At 57.4% G+C, this 19,144-nt stretch carries 16 protein-coding genes; 11 read left to right on the top strand and 5 right to left on the bottom strand.

The genetic code is table 11. The features are described 5' to 3' along the window. Nucleotides 1–9 precede the first annotated feature (9 nt). Entirely contained in the window at nucleotides 10–531 is a 522-nt protein-coding gene (locus HSW_RS04410; protein WP_044000978.1) for a DinB family protein, read from the bottom strand. Between the two features lie 109 nt (nucleotides 532–640). Between HSW_RS04410 and HSW_RS04405 the strand changes: the two genes are divergently transcribed. Next, nucleotides 641–1,840 carry a pyridoxal phosphate-dependent aminotransferase gene (locus tag HSW_RS04405; protein ID WP_044000977.1) on the top strand — a complete coding sequence of 400 codons (1,200 nt, stop codon included), beginning with the start codon at nucleotides 641–643 and terminating at the stop codon, nucleotides 1,838–1,840. Between the two features lie 114 nt (nucleotides 1,841–1,954). Beyond that, nucleotides 1,955–2,443 (top strand): hypothetical protein, encoded by a 489-nt coding sequence (locus HSW_RS04400; RefSeq protein ID WP_044000976.1) that lies wholly within the window; start codon nucleotides 1,955–1,957, stop codon nucleotides 2,441–2,443. A 147-nt stretch (nucleotides 2,444–2,590) separates the two neighbouring features. On the opposite strand, the gene HSW_RS04395 is transcribed toward HSW_RS04400, so the two are convergent. Continuing rightward, nucleotides 2,591–3,631: an NAD(P)-dependent alcohol dehydrogenase gene (locus HSW_RS04395; protein ID WP_044000975.1), complete on the bottom strand. Its 1,041-nt coding sequence runs from the start codon at nucleotides 3,629–3,631 to the stop codon at nucleotides 2,591–2,593. Nucleotides 3,632–3,800: 169 nt separating this feature from the next. Here HSW_RS04395 and HSW_RS22505 point away from each other — a divergent pair, with 169 nt between their 5' ends. Next, on the top strand, nucleotides 3,801–4,460 hold the full coding sequence (locus tag HSW_RS22505; protein ID WP_052346109.1) for a cytochrome b/b6 domain-containing protein: 660 nt from the start codon (nucleotides 3,801–3,803) through the stop codon (nucleotides 4,458–4,460). Between the two features lie 67 nt (nucleotides 4,461–4,527). On the opposite strand, the gene HSW_RS04385 is transcribed toward HSW_RS22505, so the two are convergent. Together HSW_RS04385 and HSW_RS04380 are read right to left on the bottom strand one after the other, a co-directional pair. Next, entirely contained in the window at nucleotides 4,528–5,250 is a 723-nt protein-coding gene (locus HSW_RS04385; RefSeq protein ID WP_044000974.1) for a DUF1990 domain-containing protein, read from the bottom strand. Continuing rightward, nucleotides 5,243–5,812, bottom strand: a complete 570-nt coding sequence (locus tag HSW_RS04380) for a DUF1990 family protein (protein WP_044000973.1) — start codon at nucleotides 5,810–5,812, stop codon at nucleotides 5,243–5,245. The genes HSW_RS04385 and HSW_RS04380 overlap by 8 nt, the downstream gene beginning before the upstream one ends. Nucleotides 5,813–5,918: 106 nt before the next feature. Between HSW_RS04380 and nfi the strand changes: the two genes are divergently transcribed. The 3 genes from nfi (at nucleotide 5,919) to HSW_RS04365 (ending at nucleotide 11,515) form a co-directional block, all read left to right on the top strand. Further along, the gene (gene nfi / locus HSW_RS04375) at nucleotides 5,919–6,605 is read left to right on the top strand and encodes a deoxyribonuclease V (RefSeq protein WP_044004112.1); all 687 of its coding nucleotides are present in this window, start codon (nucleotides 5,919–5,921) and stop codon (nucleotides 6,603–6,605) included. Nucleotides 6,606–6,803: 198 nt separating this feature from the next. Further along, on the top strand, nucleotides 6,804–10,007 hold the full coding sequence (locus HSW_RS04370) for a SusC/RagA family TonB-linked outer membrane protein (protein WP_044000972.1): 3,204 nt from the start codon (nucleotides 6,804–6,806) through the stop codon (nucleotides 10,005–10,007). Between the two features lie 14 nt (nucleotides 10,008–10,021). Beyond that, nucleotides 10,022–11,515 (top strand): RagB/SusD family nutrient uptake outer membrane protein, encoded by a 1,494-nt coding sequence (locus HSW_RS04365; protein ID WP_044000971.1) that lies wholly within the window; start codon nucleotides 10,022–10,024, stop codon nucleotides 11,513–11,515. A gap of 59 nt (nucleotides 11,516–11,574) precedes the next feature. Here the strand turns inward: HSW_RS04365 and HSW_RS04360 are convergent, their stop codons facing one another. Continuing rightward, nucleotides 11,575–12,489, bottom strand: a complete 915-nt coding sequence (locus HSW_RS04360) for a glutamate--tRNA ligase family protein (protein WP_044000970.1) — start codon at nucleotides 12,487–12,489, stop codon at nucleotides 11,575–11,577. Nucleotides 12,490–12,630: 141 nt separating this feature from the next. On the opposite strand from HSW_RS04360, the gene HSW_RS04355 reads away from it, so the two are divergent. From HSW_RS04355 to HSW_RS04335, 5 genes are all read left to right on the top strand, one after another. Next, nucleotides 12,631–13,956, top strand: coding sequence for a serine hydrolase (locus HSW_RS04355; RefSeq protein WP_044000969.1), 1,326 nt, complete (start codon nucleotides 12,631–12,633; stop codon nucleotides 13,954–13,956). Between the two features lie 197 nt (nucleotides 13,957–14,153). Further along, nucleotides 14,154–14,867, top strand: coding sequence for a pirin family protein (locus HSW_RS04350; RefSeq protein ID WP_044000968.1), 714 nt, complete (start codon nucleotides 14,154–14,156; stop codon nucleotides 14,865–14,867). A 194-nt stretch (nucleotides 14,868–15,061) separates the two neighbouring features. After that, a complete protein-coding gene (locus tag HSW_RS04345; protein ID WP_044000967.1) occupies nucleotides 15,062–15,640 on the top strand; it encodes a nitroreductase family protein in 579 nt (192 codons plus the stop codon). Between the two features lie 3 nt (nucleotides 15,641–15,643). Further along, nucleotides 15,644–16,354: a pirin family protein gene (locus tag HSW_RS04340; protein WP_044000966.1), complete on the top strand. Its 711-nt coding sequence runs from the start codon at nucleotides 15,644–15,646 to the stop codon at nucleotides 16,352–16,354. Nucleotides 16,355–16,551: 197 nt separating this feature from the next. Beyond that, nucleotides 16,552–18,996: an alpha/beta hydrolase family protein gene (locus tag HSW_RS04335; RefSeq protein WP_044000965.1), complete on the top strand. Its 2,445-nt coding sequence runs from the start codon at nucleotides 16,552–16,554 to the stop codon at nucleotides 18,994–18,996. The last annotated feature ends 148 nt before the right edge of the window (nucleotides 18,997–19,144 follow it).

Raw genomic sequence — 19,144 nt, 5'->3', positions numbered from 1 at the left:
AGCGTGCCTTTACCGGATGCCGGCCCGCGCCACCCGAGCCGTTACCAGAAGCTGACCGGTGTGGCGCGTAGTATGCTCGGCGGCATGGGTCAGCAGGCCCATTACGGTACTGGGCAGCCCCGCCCGCCCTACCGGCCGAAACTCCGGCAGCACTGCCTCGGGCGTGGCGCGCAGGGTCTGGAGCATGGCATCCACGGCTTCGGAAAAAGCTTGCAGCAGCTCTGCCGTGGTCTGGGGCGGCATCAGTCCCTCTTTTTCGGCGGCCAGGTACGCAAACTGCTCCGCGCTGAGCGGCTCGTGGCGGGCGTAGGTCTGCATCCGGTCCAGCACTCCGCTCAGGTGGCGCAGGTGAAAGCCCACGGAAGCCACCCCGGCCGGGCGGGCGGCCAGCAGCTCATCGGGAAAGTCGTGTAGCGCGGCCGTCAGCTCTTCCCGCGCCTGCAGCAGCGCGTGGGCCAGGGGCTGCAGCAACGGTGACAGAGCGGGTAACGGGCCACGCAGCCACACTTCGGGTTGGTTGGGAGTCAGCATACGAGCGTAAACCACCAGGCAGGCGGAGAGGTTGTCGGCAGCGCATCCGGGAGTGCCTTTTCGGGGTTTTATACTAGGTTTCTACAGTCGCCGACCTATCTTTAAACCCATGCTGCAACTTTCTCAGCGCGGGGTGGCTTTGCCTGCTTCTCCGTACCGCAAACTCACACCTTACGCCGATGCCGCCCGCCAGCGCGGCCTCATCGTGCATCCCCTCAACATCGGCCAACCCGATATCGAAACGCCCCCGGCCATGCTGGCGGCGGTACAGCAGGCCAGCATTGAGGTGCTGGAATACAGCCCCACGGCCGGCTACCTGAGCTACCGTCACAAGCTGGCCGAGTACTACCAGCGTCTGGGGCTGCCGGTAGTGCCTGAGGATGTGCTGGTAACCACCGGGGGCAGCGAGGCCATTTCGTTTGCCTTGTTGGGCTGCCTTGACCCCGGCGACGAGTTCATTGTGCCGGAGCCCTTTTATGGTCCATACGCGGCTTTTGCCGTCGCCACGGGCACCCACGTAGTGGCCGTTACAGCGCGCCTGGAGGACAATTTTGCTTTGCCGCCTATTACAGATTTTGAACGCAGGATTACGCCCCGCACCAAAGCCATTCTGATCTGCAGTCCCAACAACCCTACCGGCTACGTGTACAGTCGGGCGGAAATGGAGCAGCTCAAGGACCTGTGTCTGCGCCACAACCTCTACCTGCTTTCTGACGAGGCCTATCGGGAATTCTGCTACGACGCGGAGTACACCAGCGCCCTGCACCTGCAGGGAGCCGACGACCACATTGTGCTGCTCGACACCATCTCGAAGCGCTACAGTGCCTGCGGCGCCCGCATTGGGGCCATCGTGACCAAAAACCGTGCTCTGCGTGACGTGTTTTTCAAGCTGGCGCAACTGCGGGTGAGTCCGCCCGGCCTGGGGCAGCTGCTGGCCGAAGCCGCCGCCGACCTGCCCGAAACCTACTTCGACCACACCAAAGCCGAGTACCTGGCCCGCCGTGACCTGATGCTGCGCCGTATGCGGGCCATGCCCGGCGTACAGGTGCCCACACCCAGCGGGGCCTTCTACGTCATTGCCCATTTGCCCGTAGATGACGCCGACCGGTTTGCGCAGTGGCTGCTCGAAAGCTTCAGTCACCACGGCCAGACGCTGATGATTTCCCCGGCCTCTGGCTTCTACGCCACGCCGGGGCTGGGCCGCCAGCAGGTGCGCCTGGCCTACGTCGTCAACCAGGAAGTCATCGGTAAAGCCATGGACTGCCTGGCAGCGGCGCTGGAGCAGTATCCAGGCCGTACGCTGGAATAAGCAGCTAAGAAGTTGTTACCAAAGAGTATCATTCCTGCGTTTCGCTCGGAATGACAGTTGAGAGAAACAGGGCTTTCCCTTATCTTCTGGGCTGGTTCTTGCTTTGCTCCGCCTATGAAACGTCTGCTTCCTCTCCTGCTTCTGCCGCTGCTGAGCCTGGTTCCCAAGCATCCCCGTCCGGTTCCCGATACGGCCCGCCAGCTTACGATGCGCATCAATGGAGAAGCCGTAAAAGCGGATACCATCAGCTCCCGCTTCTTCCTGAGCGAGGACCGCGCTCTGCGTCTGAACGTGGTGCGGGCCGACGACCCTGACGGCGAAGGGCTGACCATCATCATCGACCGGTTTCCCATTCAGGCGGGCAGCTACAGCTTCCAGGAAATTCTGAGCGGGCGCAACCGGGACGCGTCCTACCGCTTTGGCAAGGTGGCGGCTTACTCTAAATCCTGCGGCCAGAACACTGGCACCGTTGTTATCACGGGCGTAGATGCCTCGCGGCACTGGCTGCGCGGCACCTACCGTTGCCAGGTGTGCGAAGCCGGCCGGGGGGGCCGCCGCTTTACGCTGGAAGGTGAGTTTCAGTACCCGGTGGAAAAGGAGTGAGTCATGCACACACAAAAAAGCCTGTCATTCTGAGCGGAGCGAGGACCTTATGAAGTCTGAACGAGTCGTTGTTACGAGTGTCGTTCTACCGCAATAAGGTCCTTCGCTCCGCTCAGGATAACAGGCTTTTGTGTTCGGTAATAACAGTTAAATCGTGGCCAGATCGAGCACGAAGCGGTACTTCACGTCAGACTTCATCATCCGCTCGTACGCTTCGTTGATGTAGTCCATTCGGATGATTTCTACATCGCTCATCACGTTGTGCTCGGCGCAGAAATCCAGCATTTCCTGGGTTTCCTGGATGCCGCCAATCAGCGAGCCGGCAATGCGGCGGCGCTTGGCAATGAGGTTGAAGGCGTGCAGTTGCGGCGCTTCCGGCGGTACGCCCAGCAGTACCATCGTGCCATCGAGGCGCAAGCTTGCTACATAGGGCGTCAGGTCCATCGGGGCCGACACGGTGTTGATGATCAGGTCAAAATAGTTGCTGATGCCTTTCATGGCCTCAGGGTCCTTGGTCACCACGAATTTGTGGGCACCCAGGGCTTTGGCATCTTCTTCCTTAGAAGGCGAGGTGCTGAGCACGGTTACTTCGCAGCCCATGGCAGCGGCGAATTTCACCGCCATGTGGCCCAGGCCGCCTAGGCCCATTACGGCTACCCGGTCGCCCTGCTTGGCGTTCCACTGGCGCAGCGGCGACCAGGTGGTGATACCGGCGCACAGCAGCGGTGCTACGCGGGCCAGGTCCAGCTTTTCAGAAACGTGCAGCACGAATTTCTCCGTTACCACAATGCTGTTGGAATAGCCGCCATAGGTAGGCTGGCCATCTTTGCCTTTGGCGTTGTACGTACCCACGAAGCCATTGTCGCAATACTGCTCTAGGCCGTCGTTGCATTCGGCGCAGTGCTGGCAGGAGTCCACCATGCAGCCGACGCCGGCCAGGTCACCGGCTTTGAAGCCCTGTACGTGAGCCCCGACTTCGGTTACGCGGCCCACAATTTCGTGGCCGGGTACCATGGGAAAGATAGAGCCACCCCACTCGTCGCGCACCTGATGCACATCGGAGTGGCAGACCCCACAGAACAGAATTTCAATGCGCACATCGTGCGGGCCTACTTCGCGGCGTTCAAAATTAAAGGGAGTGAGAGGGGCGTGGGCCGCCTGAGCGGCGTATCCTTTTGCTGCTGACATGAGAGGAGGTTGGTTGTAGAGAAGACTGAACGATTCAGCACGAACCATAGAAACGGTTTCAGCGCGCTATTGTTTTCCCCTGCGGCTGGAGAAACCTGCGGGCAGGCGTGGCAATCTTCGCAGCGGGGCTGTACCTTACCTCTTCAACCTCTCCCCTCTTTTTTTCCTGATGCCTTATCCGCACACCACTCCGGCACCCGTTACCGGCGGCCCAAAGCGCAACTCCCTGGGACTGCGCATCTGGCACTGGGCCAACTCGGCCCTAGTGCTCAGCCAGCTCGTTACCATTCTGTTCCTGTTTGTCATTTTGAAGGTCAAGAGCCTGGCTCCCGAGTTCAGCAAAGCCCTGGCTGACAAAGGCGTGACCATGGCTCCCGACCAATTACGCGGCCTTACGCGCATTGTGGCGCACCGCATCTGGGACTGGCACATTTGGATTGGCATTCTGCTTTCGGTACTGCTGGCTTACCGGGTGTTGGTAAGCTTCCGGCAGCGTGGCAGTCAGCGCACGGCCGCCAAGCTGGCTGCTCTGAAAACCCGTGCCGCCCAAGGCGACGAGGAAGCCCACAAAGGCATCTTTGTACGGTATATGTACCGGGGTTTTTATGTGGTGCTGGCCGTGATGGTCGTTACGGGGCTGATCTTGGTATTTGAAGATTATTTCCGCTCCATCGAGCATCTGTGCAAGGAAGTCCACGAGGTGTCGATGTACGTGGTGCTGGCTTTCATAGTGGCACACATCTTCGGCGTGTTCCGGGCCGAAGTCACCCACGAGCCCGGCATTACCTCCGACATGATTCATGGCGGCGAGCCAGCCCACGAAGCGTAACGAGCTGCTGGCACGTTGCTGATAAAACCCGAAGCCTCGTACGAGGCTTCGGGTTTTATCAGGCTACTTAATTCTTATGCAATTGCTCCTGAGCCCCTGCTTCCGAGGAAACTGCTTGTACCGGCGGAGCTTCTTGGGCGTCGGGGGTCGTCCAGCCGTTGCGCAGCATTTCCTCTACCTGCTCCCGCAACCGCCTCACCGACTCATTGGAGAACCGCTTCTGCAGCATCCGGCCGAATAGCTTAAAACCCAGCCAGTAGAACGGGTTGCTGATGCGGCCCGTCTGAGAGTAGGCGTGAATATGAAACCATATGCGCCCCGTAGTGAGGTTTTTGTGGACCATAAACTCAATCTGGCCCCGCTCGAAATGGCCTTCCAGCGTACGGTAGTTATAGCCCCATACCTGCTCACGGGAGCCGTCGGGCAGGGTACGGGTTTCGTCCGTCACGCCTCCGATGCGCACACCAAACCAGAAAGTAAACAGCAGAAACTGCCCCCGCAGCACCATCACGCGCTTGTCCAGGGGCTGGTCGGGCAAAAAAATACCCGTGATGAGGCCGGGTGGTGGGAAGGTGTAATTACGCAGTACCTCGCGGGCGGCGGCCCAGGAGCCGTGCGCTTCGGCCGGACCGGCAGCTTCAGCGGGTAGCTCGGTTTCGTAGTCGTCAACCCGCCAGCCGTTGGCAGTGGTGTAATCGTCGGCCCGGTCCGGGTCGAAATTATAGCCCGCCTGGGAATAGGAATCGAGGCGGCGTTTCTGCAGTTCGTAGAGCGGTGGCGGCTTAGGCATCGTGGGTCACTTCAGTTCCGGAATCGTCCTGCCGGATGGTTTCTACCTGTACCGGGCCCAGCAGCAGCCCACCGCTATGCTCCGCCACGCGCTGGCAGAAGGTTTCCCAGGTTTGCTGCTGCACTCGTTTGCCCAAGCCCAAGGTGTCGTAAGTAAAGGCCACCAATCCGTCGCGGGAGCGGGCCCGGGAGTGAATCTCGAACCGCAGCGTATCGGGCAGGGAGACGTGGGGCCGCAGCGAAAAGCAAATACGCCCCGCTTCGGGGTGGCTTTCCAGGGTCGTCAGCTCAAACTGGTCGGCCTCTACTTTCGTCACGCGCACGTCGCCATTCCAGGGGCCCAGAATCTTAATTCCGAACTCGTCACCTTCGGCCAGACAATGGCCTTGGCCTTTGGTTTTTTCGAAATCGGCCAGCAAATCCGGTGAATACTCGGGCAGGTGGCACTTAATATGGTCCAGCAGCTCGGCAGCCGTTCCGCGGGGCCGCTGCACGTCAATCCAATAACGCCGCTCAAAGAACGCGCCGCTACCGGTGTGGGCTGGTTGTTCAGATTTGGCCATGAGATGTACAGCTGTTGATTTAGTGGCTAACGTGCCCGACGGCCCCAGGTTCTACAACCCGGCCGGCCCGGCCGTAGTACACTCGGTTCCACTCATTCCCCTACCCATGGCTTACTACCGCCCCCCCGGCCCGGCTCCTGACCCTGTTGTTGTTCGTGACCTGACCCGCCTGCAGGACGAATTGCGGACCCGCATCCGGCTGGAGCCGCTGCCTCAGGAGCCCCAGCTTATTGCTGGCTGCGACTCCTCCTTCCCTACCCCCGAGACGGTGTTGTCGGTATTTGTGCTGCTGCGTTTTCCGTCTCTGGAGCTGGTAGAGAAAGTATACCACGTCAGCCCGGTTACGCTGCCCTACATTCCGGGCCTGTTGGCCTTCCGTGAGGCTCCTAACCTATTGATGGCCTATGAGAAGCTCCGGCAGCAGCCGGACATCATTATGGTGGATGGCCACGGAATTGCCCATCCGCGCCGCATGGGTATTGCCGCGCACCTGGGTGTGGAGCTGGATGTGCCCACTTTCGGCGTGGCCAAGCAGAAGCTCACGGGCACATTTCAGGAGCCGGCCCTGACCAAAGGCAGCATCACGCCGCTCACCGATAAGCAGGGTGAGTTGTTGGGCGAAGTCATCCGCAGCAAGGACAAGGTCAATCCGCTGTTCGTGAGTCCCGGCCACCGCTGCGACCAAGCCACCGCCACCCGCCTCACCCTGGCCTGCCTGCGCGGATACAAGCTGCCGGAGCCTACCCGCCTGGCCGACCACTGGGCCGAGGAATTCAAGAAGGAAGTGCGCTGAAAGAGGCCTGCGCCGTCTACAACGCCTGCACCTCCAACATCATCCGTTCACTATATGACAACCAAAAACCTATTTTTTGATTAAAAATTCATTAAACACAGGTATTTACACATTCGCGTCGCATATTGCTAACGTTCTGCTTATGATTGTCGCATTCAGCAGGGCATAACATCCTTCATTAACCTCTCTGCTTGTTGCATGAAAAAAAATTTACTTCTTGTTCCCATAGCGGTACTGGCCTTTGCCGGAACTGCCGCACAGGCCCAGAATCGAACTATTTCAGGACGGGTGACAGACCGCACCAGCGGGGAAGGACTGCCCGGCGTGACAGTACTGGTGAAAGGTACTACGACTGGTGTATCGACTAACTCCGATGGTACATTTACGTTGTCAGCTCCGGCCGGTGGCGGTACGCTTGTGTATTCTTCTGTTGGCTACATCAGTGTAGAGCAGCCCATCGGTGATTCCAACACCATTAACGCAGCACTAGCTACCGACTCCAAAGCCCTGAGCGAAGTAGTAGTAGTAGGTTATGGCAGTGCCCAGAATCGGCGTGAACTGACTGGTTCTATTGCAACGGTAACGGCCGCCCAGATTGCTAACAAGCCCGTTCAGAGTTTTGAACAAGCGTTGCAAGGCCAGGCTGCCGGTGTGAACATTACTACGCCAAACGGTGTACTGAACGCCTCACCGGTGGTACGCATCCGGGGCGTGAACTCCATTACGCTCAGTTCCGCGCCACTGTACGTTATCGACGGCATCCCGGCATTCAGCGGCAACAGCTCGGCCGTAGGCAGCGTACCAAACAACCCGCTCAGCAATATCAACCCTGCTGATATCGAGAGCGTGGAGGTGCTGAAAGATGCTTCTGCAACGGCTATCTACGGTTCCCGGGCTGCCGGTGGTGTCATCGTGGTGACCACGAAAAAAGGCCGTCGTGGCCAGAGTAAACTTTCGCTTGATTCATGGGTGGGTTGGAATGATCCGGTACGTCTGTATGACGTGCTGAACGCTACTGACTACATGGAAATCAAGAATGAAGCGGTTCGGAACCTGAACGCTAACCGGGTAGCTATTGGCTCTCCGCAAACTGCCACTAACATCGAAGGCTTCAGGCCCACATTGGACGCTAGCGGGAACATTGTGGATACGCGCTGGTACGACTACATTTACCGCACCGGTTTCTCCTCTTCCAATACGCTCAACTTCAGCGGCGGTACGGAAAAAACGACCTACTATACGTCTGTTGGGTATACCGATCAGAAAGGTATGCTGGAAAATAACACGTTCAAGCGTGCGTCTGCTCGTCTCAACATCGATCATAAGGTATTCTCGCGCCTGAGCGTAGGGGCCCGCGTTGCGTATACCAATGCCCGTACAGGCTCCCCAAACTCCGGTTCTGTAGGTGATGGCGCATTCGGCACGGCTGGTCTGGGTCGCGCACCCCTGGTATTGCCACCCAACATAGCTCCCCGCAACCCGGATGGCACATACAATATCAATGGCGCGGGCATCGGTGCGGGAGCCAACATTAACCCGGCCTCATACACGGTAGCTAACCCCAACGGTCAGGCGTTGCTAACCGGCTTCTTCAACCCGCTCGTTGACCTGGAAAACAACTATTTCCTTTCAGAAGGCAATGATATTCAGGGAAGCGTATATGCCGATCTGGAACCAGTCAAAGGCTTGCACTTACGTACCAACTACGGTATCTATAACATAGCCTTTGAAGACAAATCTTTCTCCTCACCCATTGCGGGAGACTCTTATAACGTAGGTAGCGCCTTTAACTTCTACCGTACCAACAAACGTTGGAACTGGCAAAATACCGCGCAGTATGATGTTACGCTAGCCGAAAAGCACAACATCTCTATACTGGCCGGCACTGAATACCAGAGCACCCAAATTGACCGTTGGGGCGCTAACCGTACCAGCGTATCTGATCCGTTCTTCACAACCTTCCAGGGCGGATACTCTAACATTGCCAACTCTGGCTCCTTCCAGGGGGAGAACTTCCTGATGTCGTACTTCGGCCGGGCGACCTATAACTTCAACCGCAAGTACCTCGCCACCTTCAATGCTCGTCGCGACGGTTACTCGGCGTGGGGTAATGAGAAATGGGGTAACTTTTACGGTGCCTCGCTGGGCTATATTGTCTCTGAAGAAGCATTCTGGAAAAACTCCTCCTTCCTTAACACAATCAGCTTGCTGAAATTCACTGGCAGCTACGGCGAAGTTGGTAACAACCAAGGCATTGGTGATTTCACGACACGGGACTTGTATAGCCCTGGTCTGTACGGGACCAGCAACACCTTTTTCTTCAGTAATGCCGGTAATGCCGACCTCAGCTGGGAAACTAGCAAAAAGACTGACGTAGGTCTATCTTTTGGCTTGTTTGAAGACCGCATCCAAGGGGATGTAGCCTATTACCGGAACGATGTGGACGGCCTGATCCTAGACGTACCACAGTCTCCTTCCAAGGGTATTCCTAACAACGCTATTGCCGCCAACATTGGCTCAATGCGCAACACCGGTGTGGAATTTAACCTGCGCGCAACGGCTATAAATAAAGCTGACTTTACCTGGTCTATCAACGCCAACCTCACTACCCTGAAAAACCGGGTAACGAAGCTGGCTACCGAAGGGCAACGGATTGGTACGGCAACTTCCGGCCTGGAAACCGTCAACTTCACCCGAGTAGGTGGCTCAGTCGGCGAGATTCTAGCAGTTCAGTCTCTGGGTGTTAACCCGGAAAACGGCCGGCGTATGATCCGTAAAGCAGATGGGACCGTGGTGCAGTATAACCACCAGGGCCAGGGCTGGACGCTGATGGATGGTACAACGACTACTCCCGCTCCCTCGCAGCTGGCAGACGGACAGTACTATGGCCCCACGCTACCCACTTGGTATGGTGGTTTCGATAACACCTTCCGTTACAAGAGCTTTGACTTGGGTGTATTCATTCAGTTCTCTGGTGGCAACTACATCTATAACGGTACCAAAGCTGGCTTGCACGATCAACGCTTCTGGAACAATGCCACTGACATCAAGGACCGCTGGACCGAAACCAACCGTAACGCTGAGTGGCCTCGGGTAGTGTACGGGGATAACGTGTCAAACGGCTCGGCCCTTGTCATGTCCTCCAATGTGGAAAAAGGGGACTTTGCTCGTCTGCGCAACGTATCGCTGGGCTACAACGTCGCATCTGGTCTGGTCAATAAGCTGGGAGTGGGAAGTGCCCGCCTGTACGTGCAAGTACAAAATGCTGCACTGCTGACCAACTACTCGGGTATTGACCCTGAGATTTCGACTAACGGCAGCAATAACACCGGTGCCGGTGTTGACCGTAACTCGGTGGGCCAGGCCCGGAGTTACACGGTTGGTCTTAACCTCGGCTTTTAATTCTCTCGTTTACAATGAAGACTTTCAACTACCTCCTGACTCTCGGACTTACTGTTTCCTTGGGACTGGGCACTTTCTCCTGCAGCGAAGACCGTCTTGAAGTTCTGCCTAAAACTGATCTCGCCAGCGAAGTTGCTTTCGATACCCCCTCCCGGATACTGGGCCAGGTGAACAATATGTATGACTACATGAAGGCTGGTGCCTTCCTGGGTGGTCGTTATCAGGTATACGGCGACATCCGGGCAAATGACTTCCTCCACCGCAACTCTAACCAAGTTACTGGAGACGGCGTGTGGCAGCACATACTCACCGAATCTTCCCAGAATGACGTTATCAACATGTGGGGCGCTGGCTACGCCGCCATAAACCAGATTAATGTGTTTCTGGCGGGCATGGACGCAAATTCTGCCAAATTCACCGCTGCACCTTTTCCAGCTGATTATCCGGCTACCGCAACTACGTTTGTAGCCGAGGGTCGCATGCTGCGGGCGTTAGCGTACTATTCACTGTTGCAGTATTATGCCCGGCCTTATGCTGATGGTAACGGCTCAAGACCCGGTCTGCCTTTACGCCTACAAGCTGAAACAGAATTGGGTAACAATGACCTAGCTCGCAGCACGGTAGCTCAGGTGTATGACCAAATCCTGACGGATCTGCAATTCGCAGAAACCAACCTACCACTTACAAACTCCGCCGGCAACGTATTCCGGGCTCACCGCAACACAGCTATTGCGTTAAAGACCCGCGTACTGCTGAGTATGGGCCGTTACGCTGATGTAGTAACGGAGGCTGGTAAGATGGTTCCAACGGCTGCTCCCTTCAGAGCTCCTACGGGCGTTGCACACGAGTTGAACCCCAGCCTTGCCGCGGTATTCGCTCCAGCACCAGCTGGAACTGAAATGATCTTGGCGTTCCCATTCACTGCCCAAGACCCAGCCGGTGTACAGAACCAACTGGCGTTCTATTTCTTACCCAATCCACAGGGAGGCCAGGAGTACAACTTGAACCCAGAAGGAGTTATTGCTAGTCCTAATTTCAAAGCCACTGATGCCCGCCTAACTACGTTATTAGTGCGGTCTGGCACTCCGGCGTCTCCCTACCTGCGCAAGTACACAACCGGTACGCAAGCCGCAGTTCCCTACACTGATGCAGCCCCGGTAATCCGGTATGCAGAGGTGCTGCTGAATCTCTCGGAAGGCTTGGCGCGTAGTCAAGGTGTTACTAACGCTCGTGCTTTAGAGCTACTCAACGCCGTGCGCACCCGCTCGGGCTCGGATGCCTACACGGCGGCTAGCTTCACTGGCACTTTCTCCATCATTGATGCCATTCTGCTGGAGCGTCGACTGGAATTCCTGGGTGAGGGATTGCGCAACAACGATGATATGCGTCTTCTACGCACCATTGCTGCTAAGGGCACGATAAATGCCATTCCGTCTACTGATCCCCGCTACATCTGGCCGATTCCCAGCTCTGAACTGCAAACCAATACGCTGATAACCCGCAACTAATGCAGTAATTACAGCGAATTTCCAGAAAGCCCTCTGCCTTCCGCAGAGGGCTTTCTCTTTTATATGCCGCCTGCAATTACATTCTGCAACCCTTCCAACGACTCACCGGCCGCCAGTGGCAACCCGAGTAGCCGCGCTACGGCCTGGTACACTACCTGCGGCGTGGCAGCTTCCTCCAAGATGCCGCGTTGCGTCCCGGCCTGGGTTGATTTAGAAAGCTTATGCCCGTCCTCATCCCGCAGCAAATCATGATGTAAAAACCGGGTTTGGGTAAAGCCCCCCTGTTCCGATAGATATGGGGCCAGCCAAATCTGGGCCGCGGTACTGGTTAACAAATCCAGGCCGCGCACAATGAGGTTCACGCCCAGCCGCACATCATCCACCACGGAAGCCACCTGGTACGCGGCTACCCCGTCCTTTTTGCGCACTACAAAGTCTCCTGGGTCCTGCGCTACCCATATCCGCATGTCGCCTTGGGCCAGGTCAGAAAAAGCGGCGTTGGCTCCGGCTGGTACAGCTGCCCGCCAGGCCGTATCCGCCGCCGCAAATGGTAGTCCGGCCGGCCGGCAGGTGCCCGCGTAACGGCCGGCCGGCAGCACCTGGCGGGCCAGCTCGGTGCGGGAGCAGTGGCAGGCATAAAACAACTCCGGATGCGCTGCGTGGGCCGCCTGTAGCACGGCTTCGTACTCGGGCAGACGGTACTGCTGGGAGAAGCTGTGCTCAAAATCCTCGGGGCCGGTGGGGCCGTGGTCATAATCAAGCCCTAGCCAATCGAGGGTACGGAAGATATTCTCCAGGTATGTCGGCCGAAACCGGGCGCGGTCCAGGTCATCTATGCGCAGGTGCAGTATGCCGTGGGCTCGGCGCGTGAGCAGCCACGTAAGCGTGAAGTTGACGGCGTTGCCCAGATGCAGGAAACCGCTGGGCGTGGGGGCCATACGCGAAACAACAGGGGCAGCAGGAAATTTTAGCATGAAATTAGGGGATGGAGAGTATGCTGCCTCCAGAAAATGCGGGGCAAGCACCCAACCAATACCTCTGCAAATATCCGGCAACCCGGCAGTAAACCTGGCCGGCTATATCCTGTCGAAGTAGACTACCTACTCTTTTTGCTTATGAGACACCTACTACGCCTTTTTCTTCTGCTTTTACTGTTATCCGCTGCTCCGGCGCGGGCCCAGCAGAACCCACTGTTCTTCCCCCCAGTTCCGGCCTCGGCGGGCGCGTGGGCTACTGCTTCGCCCCAAAGCCTGGGCTGGTGCCAGCAGCAACTTGATTCTTTGCTGAACTTTCTGGGGCGCAAGGGTACTAAATCGTTCATCGTGCTGAAGGATGGGCGAATGGTGGTGGAGCGGTATTACGGCACGTTCACCCAGGATTCCGTCTGGTACTGGGCTTCGGCGGGTAAGTCGCTCACGGCAGTACTGACGGGTGTGGCCCGTCAGGATGGCCTGCTCACGCTCCAAGACAGCGTCAACCGGTTTCTGGGGCGTGGCTGGTCAGTGGCCCCGGCCAGCAAGGAGCGGCTGGTTACCCTGCGCCACCTGCTGACCATGATCTCCGGCCTCGACGATACGCCCCCTGCTCCATGCGACAATGAGAACAGCACCGCTACATGCCTGCTGTACCGCACCGATGCCGGCACGCGCTGGGCTTACCACACAGGAGCCTACCGCCAGCTGCAAACCGTTCTAACGCGGGCCAGCGGCCTTACACTCAACCAGTATACCAACCAACGGCTGGCTACCCGCATCGGCATGCAGGGCCTGTGGGTTCAGGATGTGTACTACAGCCGGGCCCGTGACATGGCGCGGTTTGGCCTGCTGGCTTTGGCCCGGGGCAACTGGAACGGAACGGCTATTCTTACAGACACGGCCTACTTCCGGCAGATGATTACCCCTTCCCAAAGCTTCAACCGCAGCTACGGCTATCTGTGGTGGCTCAACGGACAGAGTTCCTACATGCTGCCCGGTCCTCTGCAAACGGTACTGCCCGGGGCCATTACCCCTACTGCCCCCGCCGATATGTTCGCGGCCTTGGGCAAAAACGACCAGAAGATTTATGTGGTACCCAGCCGGGGCCTGGTAGTGGTGCGCCAAGGTAACTCAGCCGACAGCCCCCGACTAGCCGTTTCCTCTTTTGATACCGAGTTGTGGCGCTACCTGATGGCAGCCATACAGTGCAGGCCACTGGCCACGGCTTCCCCTGCAGCAGCAGCTTTTCAGGTTTTTCCGAACCCCACCAGTGGTACTGTAAGCGTACAGTTCCCGGCAGCAGCCCAGGGTTCTTTGCACCTGCTTAACGCGCTGGGCCAAGTGGTACGCCAGATGCCGGTAGCTCCCCAGATTGCCCTGCAAGGACTACCGACAGGCTTGTATCAGCTGCAGTGGCAAATGCCCGACGGCAGGATAGCAGGCAATCGGCGGCTGGTTATTCAGTAGCCCATACCAGTGACTTGATACCGAAAACTGCGCTTTCAGCTTATGGCAGCTGACGAAATGCATGGACCATTTGTGAAAATTCCGCCCTGCTCGCCCGGTTTTGCAAAGGAAATATAGCACAGCAGGAATTTTTCTTTGCGTAATTGATGTATGTACATATATTTACATCATCAACGACTACACTTCCTCTGACTACCATGCAAACCGTCCTCCATACTGCCGATTCCCGGGGCCATGCCAACCACGGCTGGCTCAACTCTCACCACACCTTCAGCTTCGCCGGCTATTCCAATCCCGAGCGGATGCACTTTGGGGTGTTGCGTGTACTCAACGATGATACCGTGGCCGGGGGCAAAGGCTTTGGCGCGCACCCGCACGACAACATGGAAATCATCAGCATTCCGCTCAGCGGCACGCTGGAGCACAGAGATAACGCGGGCAACCACGGCATCATCGGTAGCAGCGACGTGCAGGTGATGAGTGCCGGTACGGGCATTGCCCACAGCGAGAAAAACCACAGTTCCTCCGAGCCCGTGAAGTTTCTGCAGATCTGGGTGTTTCCCAACAAGCGCAACGTGCCCCCACGCTATGATCAGCAAACGTTCCAGGCCGCAGACCGCCACAACCAGTTCCAGCAGGTACTGTCGCCCAACCCCGACGATGCCGGCGTCTGGATTCACCAGGATGCTTGGTTCCATCTAGCCGATTTCGACGCTGGCTTCACGGCCGATTATCAGGTAAAGAAGCCCGGTAACGGCGTGTATGTATTTGTGCTGGAAGGCGAGGTTGCCGTGGCTGGCCAATCTCTGAAGCAGCGCGACGGGCTGGGCGTCTGGGAAACCGGTAGCTTCAGCGTGCAGGCTTCGGCCAACGCCCGCTTGCTGCTCATGGAAGTTCCCATGAGTCTGTAGGGTGCTGGCGGAGGCGGCTGTCATGCTGGCTTGCGGTCTGTTGGCCGGTCGCCAGACAGCTTCCGCAGAATTTTCGACTGACGCACCAGCGCAGGTTTTTACTTTCGTTTACACACACCTGTTTGCTTGCCTGCTTCCCGCCACTTGTCCCGCTTCGGCAAACCAGTGGTGGGAAGTATGGTTTATATGCTTCTATGAAACACGCCCCCACTTCCTTTCCCGTTCAGGAAACGATTCGCAAACGCTGGAGCCCCCGCGCTTTTGCCAGCTACCCCATAGCTCCCGAAACGCTGCAGCAGGCATTTGAGGCAGCTTCGTGGGCCCCTAGTGCCATGAATGAGCAGCCCTGGCGCTACATCTACACCCACCACGCCGATCAGGAGGCGTTTGCCAAAATGGTTGACTGCCTGCTGCCCGGTAATCAGCCTTGGGCTCAGCACGCCCCCGTGCTCATCTTGGCGCTGGCTAAAACGCACTATGATAACGGCACCCCCAACGGTGCCGCCCTGCACGACTTGGGCATGGCCAATGCCAACCTCATTCTGGAGGCTACGGCCCTGGGACTGCACGGCCACTTCATGGGCGGTTTTGATCGGTCCAAAGCCCAGGCCGCTTTCCAGCTACCCGACGACCTGCAGCCCGTAGTGATGATTGCCCTTGGCTACATCGGGGATGCCACTCAGTTGGAAGAGCCGTTTCTGAGCCGCGAAAAGGCCCCGCGCCAGCGCAAAGCCCTGGCCGATTTTACTTTTCACCAGCACCTTCCAGCGTAGTCTATGCTTATCCGTCACACTGCCGCCGCTGCTCGCGGCCTGAAAGATATTGGTTGGCTGCAAAGCCATTTTTCCCTGAGCTTCGGCCCGTACGCAAATCCTGAGCGGGCCGGTTTCGGTCTGCTCAGAGTGTTCAACGATGATTTTGTGCAGGTGGGCGGTGGTTTTGGTCTGCATGCCCACGCCAACATGGAAATCATTTCGGTGATGCTGGCCGGGCGCATGAACCACAAGGACTCGTTGGGCTACTCCGAGGAGGTGACGCAGGATTGGGTGCAGATTATGAGTGCCGGCAGTGGCCTGCGCCACGAGGAGTACAATATCGGCGACGAGCCGGTGAATTTCCTGCAGATCTGGGTGGAGCCTAAGCTCCAGAACGTGACGCCTCGCTACCAGCGCCGCCATTTTCCGCGCGAAAAGCGCCGCAACCAACTGACCACTATCGTCAGCAATGAAGAAGGCACAGCCCACTGCTGGATCAACCAGAATGCGCGCCTCAGCCTGGGTCTGTTCGATGCCGGGCAAACAGTGGAATACCGCCTGAACCCGCTGAATAAGTGCGTATTCCTGTTTGTGCTGGAAGGCATTCTTGTAGTTAATGGCACGCAGGTAAAACAGCGGGAAAGTCTGGGAATTTGGGAGACTGATGCTGTGCAGATTCAGTGCGAAACGGTAGCGCAGTTTATTCTGATTGAGGTGCCCATCAACCACTAGTCGGCTGCTCTGCAGTTACACTTTTCTAATTTTTAATTGAAAAGCCCTGCCACCCGGCGGGGCTTTTTCTATGAACGTGGGGCACCGGCAAGCGGAACGCTACGCAACTATCGATGAACATGTTACGCAGAATAGTAGCGAATTTGCCGGATTGTACCGTCTTTTGTAGGTAGTAATCTTTTGCTTACCCTTTTTCTATGAAAATACTTCGACTCACGCTGGCTTTGTGCACGGGTGCGCTTACCCTAGCTTCGGCTCAGGATCTGCCCTACCAGACACCGCCCCGTGCCATTGCTGCCTTGGCCGATGCCGCGCCGACGCCCCGCGTCAGCTTTGCCTCTAACGGCCAATGGATGCTGCTGATGGACGTGCGTGACATGCCCAGCATTGCCGACGTGAGCCAGCCCGAAGCACGCCTAGCCGGCCTGCGCATCAACCCGCGCACCAATGGGGCCAGCCGCGTCAGCTACGCTTCTACTCTGCGGCTGCAGCGCCTGCCCGAAGGCAAGGAACTGCTGGTGCAGGGCCTCCCCGCCAATGCCCGCATCAGCGACGTGCAATGGTCGCCGGACAATACCAAAATTGCTTTTACCCATACCACTAACAACCACGTGGAGCTGTGGCTGGTGGATGTAGCTTCGGCCACCGCCAAGCTAGTGCCCAACCTGTTTCTAAACGGGATATTCGGCATGCCGTATGAATGGGTTTCCGATGGCAAAACCATTGTTGCCCGTGCCGTAGTAGGTGGCAGGGGCGAAGCCCCTAACCCTACGGCGGCTCCCACCGGCCCGGCCATTCAGCAGAACGTGGGCCGCACGGCTGCCTCCCGCACCTACCAGGACCTGCTGAAAAACCCGGTAGATGAGCGGCTGTTCGACTTCTACGCTCTTACTCAGGTGGTAAAAGTGGGAATGGATGGCCGCATGGCTCCGCTGGGTCAGCCGGGCATCATTCAGCAGGCATTGCCTTCTCCCAGTGGCAAATACGTGCTGGTTCGTACCCGGCACCGCCCCTATTCCTACACGCTGCCGGTATCCAGCTTCCCCCAGCGCATTGATGTGCTGAACATGGAAGGTCTGGTGGTGAAAGAGCTGATAAATCTGCCCTTGGCCGATAACGTACCGACCAGCTTTGATGCCGTACCGACCGGCCCCCGGGAAATCAGCTGGCGCGAGGATGCCCCCAATACGCTGTTTTGGGTAGAGGCGCAGGACGGTGGCGACCCAAAAAAGGAGGCCTCGGTGCGCGACAAACTCTTCGCATTAGGTGCGCCGTTTGATGGGCAGCCGCAGGAGCTGGCCTCGTTGCCCCTGCGCTTCAACAACATTTACTGGAGCGGCTCCGATAAGCTGGCGCTGATTGAGGGCTACCGCTGGGCCGACCGTAAGGAGACGCTCTGGAGCTTGGACCTGGCAACCAAAACTTCCCTCACGCCCCTGTTCGAACGGTCGTCGCAGGATACGTACACGGACCCCGGCACTCCTTTCCAACGCCGCAACGAGCAGGGCCGCCGCGTACTGACCACCGACGCCAACGCCGATGTGGTGTACATGATTGGCACCGGAGCTTCACCGGAGGGTGACCGGCCGTTTGTAGACGAGTTGAACGTACGCACGAAGAAAAGCACCCGTTGGTGGCGCTCTGAAGCACCGTACTACGAGATGCCCGTAACCATTCTGGATGCCAGCAAGCACATCTTCGTAACGCGTCGTGAGTCGCCGCAGGAGGCCCCCAACTATTTCCTGCGTGATGCTCCCAGCATCAAGGCCACCCCACTTACTAAGTTTACCAACCCTTACGCTACCCTTGGCAATCTGCAGAAGCAGGTGCTCAAGTACAAGCGGGCCGATGGCGTGGAGTTGACGGCTAACCTCTATCTGCCCCCGAATTATAAGAAGGAAGATGGCCCGCTACCCACGCTTATGGAGGCCTATCCAGTAGAGTTCAAGGACAAAAAAGACGCCGGCCAAGTGAAGGGCTCACCTTACACCTTCACGCGTCTGAACTGGGGTTCCCCCGTGTTCTGGGTAACACAGGGCTACGCGGTGCTACAGGGTGCCAGCATTCCAATTGTAGGCGAAGGCACCAAGCAGCCGAATGATACCTATGTGGAACAGCTCACTTCCTCGGCTAAAGCAGCCATCGACGAAGGTAAGCGGCTGGGTGTAGTCGACCCTAACCGGGTAGCCGTAATGGGCCACAGCTACGGCGCGTTCATGACGGCCAATTTGTTAGCGCACAGCAACCTATTTAAGGCAGGTATTGCCCGCAGCGGCGCGTATAACCGTACCCTCACGCCGTTTGGCTTCCAAGGTGAGGAACGCACCTACTGGGAAGCCCCGGAGGTGTACAACGCCATGTCTCCCTTCAACTACGCCAACAAAATTAAAACGCCTATTCTGCTCATTCATGGCGAGGCAGACAACAACTCAGGGACTTTCCCCATCCAGACAGAACGTTTTTATAACGCACTGAAAGGCAACGGGGCAACGGTCCGTTACGTGGTATTGCCAGCTGAGGCTCACGGCTACACTGCCCGCGAGTCCATCATGCACATGCTGTGGGAGATGAATACGTGGCTCGACACGTACGTAAAGAAGGCCAGCACTACCCCCGAGACAACCAAAGCTGATGCCCGTTAGCGGTTAACAATCTATTCAGTTGTAGTAAAGAGCCCTTGGTTTTTCAGAATCAAGGGCTCTCTTTACGCTAGCTTGCTAATATTAAATTTCGACTATTTAACAACACTTTACCGTGTAAAATTTTGCTCCTGCAGAAACCCCTCAGATG

Source organism: Hymenobacter swuensis DY53, from assembly GCF_000576555.1.
GTDB lineage: Bacteria > Bacteroidota > Bacteroidia > Cytophagales > Hymenobacteraceae > Hymenobacter > Hymenobacter swuensis.
The sequence above is the reverse complement of the archived record's forward strand: the minus strand, read 5'-3'. Positions and strand labels throughout refer to the sequence as shown.